The organism is Aliihoeflea sp. PC F10.4 (assembly GCF_054612275.1).
In genome coordinates this window covers 1,247,497-1,260,229 of record NZ_JBTSWH010000001.1, presented here as the reverse complement: position 1 = coordinate 1,260,229, position 12,733 = coordinate 1,247,497, and the positions used below count along the sequence as shown (strand labels likewise).

The following is a 12,733-nucleotide window of genomic DNA, read 5'->3' as shown; positions in this document are numbered from 1 at the left end:
CCAAACTGAGCGGTGAATAATCAATCTGTTAGCGAAGCGCCCCCTCGCACGACTGGTGCGACGGGGCGTTGTATTATTGAGGTAGCAGCTAGCGTAAATCCGTGGAGCTCAATGGATATTTTTTTTGATGCGAGAAACGGATAGGGATGGTGCCTCCAAATCCGGCACAGGAGGCAAAAATCGTTCTCCCTAAACATCGCTAAAAAAATAAGGTACCGCATGTCTTCGAATCCAAAGCAGCAGATGCAGTGGGATGCGGTTTTCAAGTCCCTGATCCCACGTGCACACCGGCTTCATTATCTGATCGAAACGCTTTTGGATGTGGACTTGGATGGCGTTTCAATTATCGATTCGCTCCCAACGGATTTGTCGTCATCGACAGTAGCGGACGCATTGCATCAGTCAGCCCGATACAAAGGACTGCGCAGTGATGGTATGTTTTGGACACGCGACCAAGTCATCTCTTTTGAATATCAAAGCACCCCAAATGCCGGGATGCGATTGCGCTTTGCAATGTACAAAGAAGCACTTTTAGATCACCTGCCGAACCTAAAGAACGACCGATGGATCCACGTTCTCATATACAGTGGAAGACCTACCAAGCACCACGTTCACGAAACGATTGATCCTGATTACATACCGTATCTGACGATCGATCTTCACCGTGTTGACGATCAATGGCTCGACCAAGGCACACTAGCTGACGCCATACTGCGACTCACACGTAAGGATGCTCGTTCGATCGATGATTTTCGGCGCGTACTAGAAAGGATCGACTCAGACGATTCGTTAGATGCAAGAGAGGCCTCTACACTTCGTTCAGCGTTGGCGCTCGCTAGCTTCAACAAATCTGGCTTGTGGGATTTACTGCAGAAAGAAATGCTAATGGATGAAGATCTGAAAGAAACGTTCGAAAAATTTCTTCCGGAATTTGCTCAACAACGAGCACATGAATTGCGTGATCAGGCAATTGAAAAACAGCGACAGCTGTTTCTAGATCTTATCGAAGAGCGAGGTGGCTCAAGCGATTTTGCAGTCTCGATCGCAGAAATGGATTTGGAAACATTTTCATCGCAAGCTCCTGAGATTATCCGTAGGATTATGAGTAACGATATGGATTCCGCTCTGATCATCCGTCCAAGCTGGTAGGAAAAATTGTGATACACGGTGAATGTGTTCGGCAGCAGTCGAAGGCTGACCAACGAGACCCCTTGTGACTGAATCCCTACTGGGTTCGCGGAGTTCTCGCCGCGCATCTTAGACTGCTGCTGCAGATGCTGTCGTTAAACCCGACCACCCGTAACAAACCTGTCGTATGCATCATCCTCAGCCTCTTCGCCTTGCCAGCGCGGACCGAGGTCTTCAAAGTGAAGAAGCGTGATTTCCTGATCGTAACGATCGGAACGCATACACATCTCAATGACGGGCTCCTTGAACCAAACCCCAGCGGATTGGGCAAAGCCTTGTTTGGTCTCGTCCGTGTAGTCCTTCCGGACAGCGGCTGCCCTGTGGGGAAGCTCGTACATGACGTCCTTAGTTTTTATGTAGAGCCCTGATTTGAGCGCTGCTTCGCTCGGTCTCGCCCAATGCGCGAATCCTTCGTTGGATACGACCATCATGGCCCTAGTCTCTGTGTACTCGAGCCAGCGTAGGATCGCCGCAGTCAGAGATACTCCGTAGCGGTCTGCGACAGCGCCAAGCATATCGAAATTCGCCTTCATCTTCGCTGGAATCTGCTTTCGGAAATCATTCAGCGGCATCAGTAGGTTAGCAGCGAAAATGTCGGCTTCCTTTTCGATACCACTACCGGCACGACGCAAAACACTGTCTTCACTGCAGTAGATCCCGTCCTCGTACTCGTCACTTTCGTCGATAAGCGCGCGATGCAGGATGAAATGACCAAACTCGTGTGCGATCGTAAACGCGCGCCGACCCACTGATTGTCCCCTGTGGCAAACGATACTCCATTGCCGGGGCCGGGATTCAGAGAACACCAATGCGCCCATACACCCCGGAATATCAATATCCTGTACGTCGTGAATGGGACCATCCGGCGAGATGTCGCGAGAGTAGGTCAGCGCGATATGCTCGACCGGGACGGGTCCTCTTTCAAAACGGTTCGTTCCGTAAACCAAATCGAGCATCTGGGTGATCTTGTTCGACTCTCTCAGCGGCTTGGCGTCAACTTCGTTCATTTAGTGGGCTTGGCTCCAAGCGTTCGGGCAATTTCACGCAACTGTTTCTTGGTACTATCTGGCAAGCCACTGTACTCGCGAAAGAACGCGGTATCTTCTGCAATCTCGAGACTGGTCTCTCCTTTGCCCAACAAATAGTCGACGGTAACACTCAGCGCCGCCGCAATTGACGAGAGCTTTTCGGCAGAAGGTCGCGGCGGATTTTTATTTTCCAGCTCCCAAATGTAGCTTTTTGACGATTCCGTCATTTGCGCGAGCTGTTCAAGCGTCAGGCCTTTGTCAACGCGCAATTTCTTGATTTTTGGGCCGAATGTAGAGGTCATCACAGGGTAAGTCCAAGTGTTCTGTGGGTGTTCGGAGTAGCCACACTCTATGCCCCTTGACTCCGGCATTCAAGGTAACCATTTTGTTCGGAGTAGCGAACTTTCTCTTTAGGTAAAGAGAACGCTTACAAGGGGGCTAGAAGTGACAACGACCAACTGGATGCGGCCGAACGACGGCCGGGAGAACAAATATGAATATCCGCGTACAGCATACTGGGATTGACCCCTTCGAAGACCATCTGGACGGCTTGCTGGCGAAGATCGCCTTCATTATCCAGCTACCCCCCTCTCTTCATGAGAAGGCGACGAGCCGCTACAAGGCGGTCAGAGAATACCTTGAGGGAACCGCCGCGTTTCACGACCAGATCGAGCACTTCTACGCACAGGGCTCGATGGCGATCGACGCCACGATTTCGACTCGCGGCACCGAAGACGAATATGACATCGATATCGTAGCCCAGCTTGGCGGACGTTTTCTGCCAATGTCGCCGCTCCAGACACTCAAAGAACTTGAACGCTCGCTTGACGGCTACAGGGGCATGCAAGCGGTCCGACAGACGCGTTGTGTGACGCTGAACTACGCCGACAACATGCACCTCGACATCACCCCTGCGCTCCGCGATCCTGGCACGCCCGAGCGCCAGAGCCGCATTATGCATGCGAAGGGTCCGAATGCTTCGGCGGATGACGACGAAATTCCGATGAATGCTTACGGCTTCGCGGAATGGTATAAGGATCGTACGCCTTTCGAACTGCGCGTCCACGATGCCTTCAAGCGCCGCTGGCAGGATGCAGCAATTCTTTCCACTCGCGCTGACGCAGAGGTCGACGAGGTCGAGGAGCAGTCAGACTTTGTGGTGAAAAACACCGCCACCCTGGCTCTGCAGTTGCTCAAGCGCTACCGGAACATCATGTACGCCGGAAGGTCGGGTCGCATGCCTCCCTCGGTTATGCTCGCATACTATGCCGGCCTTATGGCAACGCCCGGCCTGAGACTCTCTGACATGCTGATCCGCGTTTGCGAGGCGATCGTGCATGACATTGAAGTCGCCGAGGCAAAAGGTATCCTCCTGCACGTTGAGAACCCTTGCTATCGCGAAGACGTCTTCACAGACCGCTGGCCTGCCGACCGTTCACAGCAGGTCCGGTTCGCCAAGGACCTGCAAAGCCTTCTTGAGGGACTGCGGCGCGCCCGAAAGGGATTGCTGATGCCGGACGCTCTGCGGGACTGGCTGCGCGAAACCTTTGGCGACTTGGTCGTCACGGAAGCCGTCCGCCGGCTGTCGGAAGTGACTGGAAAATCGGTCCGCGATGGCCAGCAATCATATGCCAGGACAGGAGCGTTCATCCTTCCGACGGCTACTTTGGCGACGCCGGCGATGGCGTCGCCAGTGAGCGCGACCAAGCATACGTTCTTCGGAAAGATCGTGAGATGACCCGGATGACGATCACTCAGCAGATCGACCAGATGAAGGCGGACTGGCCCGCCTTCAAGGTCAAGAACATCAATCGTGCAGTGCCATCGGCCCGATGGGTCGGGACAGTGAAGCCGCATCTCGTCGCCTACCTATTGGAAATCAGGCTCGTAAAGGGTTGGCCGGAAGTCCGAGTTCTGTCGCCTGAGTTGAAGCGGTTGCCCGATAATCTGGAAGGTCAGCTACCGCATATCTTCCCTCCGATCGAGGACCCGACGCTCTGCCTGTTCGATCCAGAGAAGGACGAGTGGGTCTCGACCATGCCAATTTCAAAGACGATCGTGCCGTGGTCCATCGATTGGATCGCCTGCTACGAGTTCTGGCTGATGACCGGAACGTGGGAAGGCGGCGGCCGACATCCGGTCGTCGAAGACGCGCCAGTGGAAGGAACGTTACAATGAACTATATGCCACCCCGCCGCTCCGACGGTACCATCCAGCATACCCGCGTGAAGTTGCCGTGGCCCAAGGACAGGCTGTTTAGAATCCTGTCCATCGATGGCGGAGGCATCCGCGGCGTGTTCCCCGCAGCCTATCTCGCCGAGATCGAACGCCGCTTCCTTGGTGGCGCGTCGGTCGCCTCACATTTCGACATGATCGCGGGAACGTCGACCGGCGGCATCATTGCCCTCGCTCTTGGACACGGCATGACGGCGCAACAGGCACTCGAAATCTACACTGAACGCGGAGAGCGGATTTTCCCGACGAAGGGCCGTATTGGTACTGTCGCACGCGCCCTTCGCTGGATCACGAAGCCAAAGCACGACCAGAACGCTCTGAAGAACGAACTTCTGAAGGTTTTCGGGGACAAGGTTCTTGATCTCTCGACCAAGCGGCTCGTGATCCCGAGCTTCGAGGGACTGCACGGCGAACCCTTCCTGTACAAGACGCCGCATCATCCCGACTACAATAACGACCGCCACAAGCGGTTCGCACACGTCGCCCTGCATACGACGGCAGCACCGTCATACTATGCCGGTGTCGATGACGACGGCTTCATCATGATCGACGGTGGCGTTTGGGCGAACAATCCCGTGATGAACGCTGTGGTGGACGTGCTGGCCTGCTATGACGTCCCACGCGAAAACATCCGCATACTGACTATCGGCACAGGCGAGTCCAAGTTCACGGTAGACAAGAACGCCCGGAATGGTGGAGCCGCCACTTGGGCCTTCATTCGCTCCTTCAACGCAGCGGCGCGGGCCCAATCGAAGAATGCGCTTGGACAGGCTTACCTGTTGGTCGGCAAGCAGAATGTGTTGCGCATCGACGTTCCTGAGAGCGATCATCAGATCGCGTTGGACGATGTTGAGCGCTCGTTAAGAGAGCTTCCCGATGTCGCTAGGAGTCTCGTCGAAGGCTCGGGCCATTGGGTCAAGGATATGTTTCTGCAAGACGAAGTCGACCAGTATTTCAAATGCCCTTTCACGTAAGACACGAGCGCAGAGGTCGTCCGCATTTTCAACAAGTCCACGCGGTTCGAACTCGGCCGGACGTATTTTCCGTGCTTGAACGCCGAACGCCCGTGCATCTCGACGGATTGGGACGACGAACTCAACCAGCGGCGAGAGCGTGAAGTGCTGAAACGCTGGAGCGAAACGACCGTACCTGACGAAGAATCTGTGGGATCGGCAGGGCTTCGCTAACCCGCCAGGCAACGAGCTTGAGGCGATTAGTTCAGGGCATTCATCAAACGCTAAGAAGACCCCGTTACCAAGCGGTGATGACAAACTTAAGCGAGAACGGCATTCAGCCAAGTCCCAATGCGACGGTCAGGGGTTGGGGCATCAATGCACCCGGCTGGTCGCCCATCATCAATAGGTTTTTTCGGAGTCTGGACGATCGCTCGAGCGAGGCCGGACTGATCGTGTCGTCCGTCGACATCAAGTACGGAAGCTTGAGGATCGAGGCACATTGGTCAGCACAGACCTCGCCCGAAAACAAGCTGGAACTGGTCAAAGCGATCTACCTCGCAGAGGCAAGATCATTCCGTACGTGCCCTGACTGTGGCGAGCCGGCTCGCTATTACGATGGCGCATTCTCGCCCTATGTCGCATGCGAGGAACATGCGCCGAAGGGGCGCACGCCGGTAGATCGCATCGTCGGCTTCAAGAATTGGGACGGGGTCAGATACGTTTATGATCCAGCAACGGACGATCTTGTTCTCGGCGCTAGAGCCGACTGATCTCGACCGCGTCCGGACAAATGACAAGTAAGCACCGCGGTCAAGTTGATGTAACCGGAGCGACAAGCTCCGCACATACAGAATTTTGCGAACCCGGAACCGCTACAATTTGAACAATCTGGGTCGCGTTGCGCTAACCGTAACCGGCGCTTCTAGCAATCTTGACGCTATTTCATTGGACGCCCAGCTTGGTCACGACTATATCAGCTTTCCCCGGTCCAGGGGTTGGAGAAGTAGATGTTCCGTTTGCTCATATACGATCTATGTTGGCAAGACGTCGCGCCGTAATTGGGTGATTGGCAGTCTTATGCCAGCAGCCCTTTCGGGGTGTTCGTCTCTGCGAACCTAACCTATGGTTTGGGAGACATAGTCGTGAGCAATCAGAGGCCTCTTCTTAACGCCGCGCTTCAAGGCGTCGGCTTTGGAATCCGTCATCGTTCCATCCAGAGCTGCTTCGCGGCCGCGCACGGTTTCGACCGTGAGTATCTTGGTGACGACTGCGACGAGATGGGCGCGATACCGACGCAACCGCCGGACATCGGATCCCGGCGATTGAATACGGTCCGTCCGTAGCGCATCGCGTTCCGCAGCCTCGCAGGCATGGGCCGCATGTCGGCCACGTCCTCGATCCTTTCAATCGGCGTATCGTCCACTTCGAAGGGCGGGCGGAGAAGCGCAACATCGTCGCGCTTCTTGCAAGTCCGGATGTCGCCGAGATTCGCGAGCAGCAGTCGATCGACTACGTGAACCGCGCCGGACGCCGCGCTACCCACACGCTCGACCTGCTCGTGATCTTGAATGACGGGACGCGCCGCGCATGCTCGGTCAAGCCGGAGGAACGTGCAGACGCTCATGTCGAGGAGTTCGTTCAAGTGGTTCGTGGCGTATGCGGATTTGAAGCCGACGAGTTCGTCATTCTCACGGACTGGGACGTCAGCGACGTGGAGTTCGCAAACGCGACCGCGATCCTCCATAGCGCAAGCCTGCACGACGTCGCCGGACAGAACCAGGTGCGCGAGTGTGCGGCCCGGCTTCCCGGACGGGTGTCGTTGGCGGACGTGGCGCGAGCATCCCGCTTGGGCGAACGTGGATATCGCGCCGCGCTCGTCCTTTTGAAGACGGGTGAGCTGGCTTTCGACGGGGTCGATGAAATCTCGCCCCGGTTGCAAGTCGAAAATCGTTTGAACCAGCCGGTGTATTAACCGGCTGGTCAGACGTAGCGGGCAACTTCCCGAGCGGACCTTTCGGTCCCAAAAAAACAGGGGGATGGACATGAGAGTTCGCGCAGAGCGGGCCCATCGTTTTCGCCGTTACGACAGGATCGTCATCAACGGCGCGCACTACCGTCCGGTGGGCAAGATCGGGGAAACGCACGAGTTTCAGCTGGTTGTCGACGACGTAGTCGAGGAGATGACGATCCTCAAGACGGATCGGGAAATCAACGTGTTGACTCGGCGCGGGGCGTTCCGGTGCGATGTGAACCACTATTCTCGCGTCATGGCTAAGCTGCGAGCGACGAACGACAGCACCGACCTGGACTCTCTGGACGACAAGAAACTTTCCACGATCGCCTGGAAGCGCGAGTGGTGCGTGCGTTTCATCCGCGCAGCCTCGGATCCAAAACGGAAGTGGCGGCCGCGATGGACTTTGACGGATATGCGCCGTTTCATCGCTGCCGAGCTTCCCGCGATGGAGGCCTGGTACCTCGAGGAATTCGGCGAGCGACGCCCGCCCGGCCGGCGCAGGGCGGGCCAGCCGCGGAAGTGTTGCGATTATCCCGGCGGAAGCACCTTGCGGGACTGGTTGTTCGCGTATCGCGAGAAGGGCTTTCGCCTGGAGGCGTTCGTCGATCGATATGATAGATGCGGTAATCGGAACCAGCTCGACCCCGAACTGGCGGAAATCGTCGGCATGGGCGTCCAGCATTGGCTAAGCCGGCGACAGCCGGCCGTCTCGGACGTCAAGACATTCGTCGAGGTCAAACTCGAGCGGCTACGCCAGGAACGCGATCTGCCGGTCGCGCCGAGCGTGAGCGAGAAAGCGATCCGGAAGCGCCTGAACGAAGTCGACGTATTCAGGCGTGACGCGGCAAGGATCGGTCCGGATGCCGCGATCCGCCGGCACGCGCCTGTCGGCCGCGGATTGCTGGTGCGAAATCTCCTCGAGCGGGTTGAGATGGACGATTGGGAGTTCGACCTTATGGCGGTTCTCGAGGATACCGCGGTGTGGCGCAGCATGAGCGCAAAGCAACGCAAGATCGTTCGCAGGGTCAGGTGCACGGTCACCGCCGCTATCGATCTGGCATCGCGTTGCATCGTCGGTTTCAACATCACGCCGTCCGCACCCTGCACCCCGGCTACCAAATCCGCCCTGAGGTCGATCTTCGTGGACAAGACCGGCTACGCGCTATCCGCGGGTGCCGAGTCCCCATGGGACATGTACGGGCCGCCCGGATCCGTGGTGACTGACGGCGGACCGGCGTTCAAGGGCGACTTTTCATTCAGCCAAAAACAGCTCGTCGGTCGCCTCGAGCCGTCCCAAGACCCCCGGATGCGCGGCACGATCGAGAGCTTTTTCAGAACTTTCAAGCGCTTGTGCAGAATGTACGTGGGGCGGACGTTCTCGAATGTCGTCGAGAAAGGCGACTACAACCCCGAAGCGATGGCAGCATTGACGTTCGACGAATTGCAAGCCGCAGCCGTCAGGTTCGTCGTCGACGATTACCACAACCGACCGCATCGCGGGCTCGAAGGCCGCACGCCCGCGAACACCTGGAACCATCTGATGAAGAGCCGTGGCGGACTCGACCCCCTGCCCTCGCGAGCCAAACTGATCCAGGCCTTCGGAATGCGCGGCAAGGCGCGCCTTCAAAAAGACGGCATTACCTATCTTCACGGCCGGTACGGTAGCCAGCCCCTAGCACGATTGCAGTGCATGATCGGCAACGTCGACCTGCCGCTCGTCGTGGACCCGGACGACCTGAGCCAGATCCTCGTCGCGATCCCGCCGAGGCTGCGTCACAGAGACGATATCGTAAATGAGCGGACGGAATTCGCCCAGCGGGACGGCGACTATCTTATCGTTCCATCCGTGGACGACAGGCCGCCGGGAACGACTTTGGCCGACGTCGTCTATGCGTTCGCCGAACTCAGAAAATTCGTTCGTGAGGAGAACGAAGCCGGCCGGCTGATCAGGCTTCGGCTATATGAAGGATCCATGTTGCGTGCCGAACAGGCGAGAATCGCAGCGGGCGTGCCACAGCATGAGTTGACGCAGGATGCCTACGAGCGCCTGGTGGCCCAGATCGAACGTTCGGCAAAATTTGCTTTCCACGTACCGGATAAGATTCCTGCTTCCACTACGGCGAAGCCCATCGCGGAGCGCGGCCGAAAAATCTCCCGGAACGCCAACGCTACCGATCATCAAAGCGCGATCGCGCCTGGCACGACTTCTACGGAATCTCGCCGCCCTTTCGGCGGAAGTGTCAACATGTACGGGATGGAAGACGATGACTGACAACGGATTCAGCGACGAAGATTTCCTTTCATTGGTGAAATCTCGCCTGCCTGCGACCGGACAAGCGACCGTGGACAGGCTTGCGCGGGTGAAGGACGTCTACGTCGAGTGTGGACGAGACCGATTGCTGGCCGACCAGTTCGAGAGGTTCTTCACCTTCATGCTGGCCACCCGTGACGGTCGGAGGGATGATGGCCGCGCGTTTTTCGTGACGGGCGAAAGCGGCACCGGAAAGACCCGCGCGATCGAGCGCATGCTGCGCAACTTCGAGCCGCTCGCGCCGAGCAGGACTTCTTTCGGAGTGGTCAACCCCGTCGTGTCGGTGAGCCTGCGAGGGCCGTGCACGCTCAAAATGCTTGGCGGGCGCATCCTGAAGGCCGCGGGCTACCCGTTCCGGCAGGACATCGAACAGGGAAAGCTCTGGGATATGCTGCCTGAGCAACTCCACCACCGGAAAATCCTTCTCGTCCATATCGACGAGACGCAACACATGATCAAGCAGACCGAAAAGGACGTCGAACGAAAGAACCTCGGCAACGCTTTCAAGAGCGTCATGAACTACGACAAGTGGCCGGTCAGTTTCATCATGTCGGGAATGCCGCAGACCATCGAGTTGTCGCGTCTCGACGAACAGATCGAGCGTCGCGGGGCGTATATCGAATTCCCTCCGATCAGCATCCCTGACGAACTTCCCTTGGTCGTTCGCATACTCAAGAAGCTCGTAGCGGCGGCCGAGTTATCCCCGCCCGACATTTCCGGTTCGGACCTTCCCGAACGTATCGCTCACGCCGCTCGATACCAATACGGCCGGGTGGCGCAAGTCATCGTCGCCGCGATCGGCATCGCGCTGGATCGCGACGCGTCAGAACTCACGCGCGAGCACTTCGCCCTCGCCTATCTCGATCACTCCCACGCTCGCGGTCGCGACGAGACCAACCCGTTCCTGGCGGCGAGATGGCGCAACATCGACCCGGGATATTTCTTGCAGGCGGCACCGCGAGCATGAAGAGGCCCCTCGCCCCGATCGAACCCGTCGCCTGGCGGCATCCGCTTCAAGTTAACGAACCTGCAGCAGGCTTCGCCTCCCGGTTGGCGGCTCTTAACGGCAAAACGCTCTCCCGCTTCTTGCGCGACATGAAAGTGGATGTTCGAGGTCTCGATCACGGGACGAGCTCCGCCATCGTCGAAGTCGCGAAACTGGGAAACGTCGATCCGGCACCGCTTCAGCGCGTGACGCCACGCCGTCTGGAAAATGGACGGTTCGAAATCAACGGACAGAAGCTTGAAAGACTTTCGCTAACGCGAACCTACTTGTGCTTCTGCCCTCACTGCGTGGCGCGGGACGTTTCGGAATTCGAAGGGCCGATGCCCGCCCGTCCCTGGCTGCGGCTCGAGTGGATGGTGTCGCACTTTCGCCAATGCGACGTTCATGGGGTTCCGCTGGAGCGGGTGACGCCACAGCGACGGCCGTTCGAGCCCTGCGATTTCAACCACGGACTGTCGGCGCTGCTTGCAGGGCTTCCACGGGATCTGCCGACGCCGCTCCCACCGTCACCATTCCAGAAATGGTTGCGCGACAGACTGACGACCTCAGTTGCGGCCGGCGGATGGCTTGATGAACCTCCCCTCTACGCCTCCATCGCATTCTGCGAGACTCTCGGCGTGTCCTCGCTTCAACCATCGAAGGTACCAACCAGCCGGCTTACGGTCGATGATTGGCGGAAAGCCGCGGACGAAGGATACACGATCGCAGCGTCCGGACCGGACGGGGTCAAGAGCCTCCTCCAACGTCTCAACGAAGGTCAACGTGGCACGAGAGGGGTCTGGGGTCCTCGCGACACATACGGCGTCGTCTACGGAATGCTCCAGCGGACGGTGCAGGACCATGGATATGCCGTCTTCCGCCAGCTTGTCGGTCAGTTCGCGATCGATACGATGCCGATCGAGCCGGGAACCGACGTGCTCGGTCTTTCGGTTCGAACGCGGCAGGTGCATACGGTCCGGACGGCCGCCACGGATACGGGGGTCCATCCTGGAACGTTCAAACGCTGGGCGGCGCGATCCGGAGTGGCGATCGACGATAGCGCGCGCGAAATGGACCACCGGATAACGCTCCAGGGGGCCAACGTCGCCGCTCTCGTCGACGCGCTGAAGGGGTCGCTCACGACCCCCCAAGTCATCCGCAAGACCGGGATCTCGCGTCTCTACATGGACGAGATCATCGCCGCAGGCCACATCGAAACGGTTTCGAGATCGAACGGTATTCCCGACGCCAAGCATCGCTTTACCGAGGCGGCGGTGTCCGACTTGATGGCGCGGTTTTTCGACGGCGCTGAAGACCTGAACCAGCCGTCTGCGGGGCAAGTCAATCTCGTTCGGGCGCGGCACGTATCCAGATGCACGATCGCCCAAGCCCTGGACGCGGTCTTCGGCGGAAAACTCAAATGGAAGGGCCGCCTGCCCGGCGGCAGTTTCGACGACCTTCTCGTCGACGCCGACGAATTCGTCCGTCTCATCCGTGACAGCCTTCCACCAGCGCCTGGATACACGAAGAGCGAAGTTGCAGAGATGATCGCCGGCTTGCCGGATATGAACGTTGAAAAATTCGTCGCGGCCGGGCTGTTGGAGGCGATCGAGGCTTTCCATCCAGAAGCACAACGAGTCATGCGCCTTGTATCCATGGCGAGCGTCGCTCGGTTCACCAAGGAATACGTGATGCTCGGCGAACTAAGCTCGACATACGGGCTTCATTACAAGACCATCAAGTCGCGGCTGGAGAAGGCGTCCGTCGATACGGTTCGCGAACCGCGGACGGTCGGTTGCTATAGCTACCTTCGGCTCGAGGCGCATCGGGCGCTGGGTCTTGGCGGCGCGGTCACCAACGAATTCGAGCGCGACACGCAGGCGTTCTGACACATTGGACAGCAACTCATCTCCATCCATCGCTGGATTTCAACCGACGCCGGACGTGATCGAACGGCTTCTGTGCAGTCGGGTATGTTGATTCATCATAGGAACTTCCCCGCCGGCGGCGTGTTGC

General features: G+C 58.0%; 11 protein-coding genes. 9 read left to right on the top strand and 2 right to left on the bottom strand.

All coding sequences use genetic code 11. The features are described from left to right. Positions 1-219: 219 nt before the first annotated feature. Positions 220-1,149 carry an RpnC/YadD family protein gene (locus ACX82Z_RS06225; RefSeq protein ID WP_459587287.1) on the top strand — a complete coding sequence of 310 codons (930 nt, stop codon included), beginning with the start codon at positions 220-222 and terminating at the stop codon, positions 1,147-1,149. Positions 1,150-1,283: 134 nt separating this feature from the next. Here ACX82Z_RS06225 and ACX82Z_RS06220 read toward each other — a convergent pair whose 3' ends face one another. Beyond that, positions 1,284-2,195 carry an ImmA/IrrE family metallo-endopeptidase gene (locus ACX82Z_RS06220; RefSeq protein ID WP_459587285.1) on the bottom strand — a complete coding sequence of 304 codons (912 nt, stop codon included), beginning with the start codon at positions 2,193-2,195 and terminating at the stop codon, positions 1,284-1,286. Further along, the gene (locus tag ACX82Z_RS06215) at positions 2,192-2,518 is read right to left on the bottom strand and encodes a helix-turn-helix domain-containing protein (protein ID WP_459587283.1); all 327 of its coding nucleotides are present in this window, start codon (positions 2,516-2,518) and stop codon (positions 2,192-2,194) included. The genes ACX82Z_RS06220 and ACX82Z_RS06215 overlap by 4 nt, the downstream gene beginning before the upstream one ends. Before the next feature lie 248 nt (positions 2,519-2,766). On the opposite strand from ACX82Z_RS06215, the gene ACX82Z_RS06210 reads away from it, so the two are divergent. From ACX82Z_RS06210 to ACX82Z_RS06175, 8 genes are all read left to right on the top strand, one after another. Beyond that, the gene (locus ACX82Z_RS06210) at positions 2,767-3,954 is read left to right on the top strand and encodes a nucleotidyltransferase domain-containing protein (RefSeq protein ID WP_459587282.1); all 1,188 of its coding nucleotides are present in this window, start codon (positions 2,767-2,769) and stop codon (positions 3,952-3,954) included. Then, on the top strand, positions 3,951-4,394 hold the full coding sequence (locus ACX82Z_RS06205) for a hypothetical protein (RefSeq protein ID WP_459587281.1): 444 nt from the start codon (positions 3,951-3,953) through the stop codon (positions 4,392-4,394). The genes ACX82Z_RS06210 and ACX82Z_RS06205 overlap by 4 nt, the downstream gene beginning before the upstream one ends. Beyond that, a complete protein-coding gene (locus ACX82Z_RS06200; protein WP_459587279.1) occupies positions 4,391-5,425 on the top strand; it encodes a CBASS cGAMP-activated phospholipase in 1,035 nt (344 codons plus the stop codon). The genes ACX82Z_RS06205 and ACX82Z_RS06200 overlap by 4 nt, the downstream gene beginning before the upstream one ends. Before the next feature lie 290 nt (positions 5,426-5,715). Further along, on the top strand, positions 5,716-6,177 hold the full coding sequence (locus ACX82Z_RS06195; protein ID WP_459587277.1) for a hypothetical protein: 462 nt from the start codon (positions 5,716-5,718) through the stop codon (positions 6,175-6,177). 743 nt (positions 6,178-6,920) lie between these two features. Then, positions 6,921-7,379 carry a hypothetical protein gene (locus ACX82Z_RS06190; RefSeq protein WP_459587276.1) on the top strand — a complete coding sequence of 153 codons (459 nt, stop codon included), beginning with the start codon at positions 6,921-6,923 and terminating at the stop codon, positions 7,377-7,379. Between the two features lie 70 nt (positions 7,380-7,449). Further along, positions 7,450-9,693, top strand: coding sequence for a hypothetical protein (locus ACX82Z_RS06185; protein WP_459587274.1), 2,244 nt, complete (start codon positions 7,450-7,452; stop codon positions 9,691-9,693). Beyond that, positions 9,686-10,699, top strand: coding sequence for an ATP-binding protein (locus ACX82Z_RS06180; protein WP_459587272.1), 1,014 nt, complete (start codon positions 9,686-9,688; stop codon positions 10,697-10,699). Before ACX82Z_RS06185 ends, ACX82Z_RS06180 begins: the two co-directional genes overlap by 8 nt. Then, positions 10,696-12,606: a TniQ family protein gene (locus ACX82Z_RS06175; RefSeq protein ID WP_459587270.1), complete on the top strand. Its 1,911-nt coding sequence runs from the start codon at positions 10,696-10,698 to the stop codon at positions 12,604-12,606. The genes ACX82Z_RS06180 and ACX82Z_RS06175 overlap by 4 nt, the downstream gene beginning before the upstream one ends. Positions 12,607-12,733: the final 127 nt, after the last annotated feature.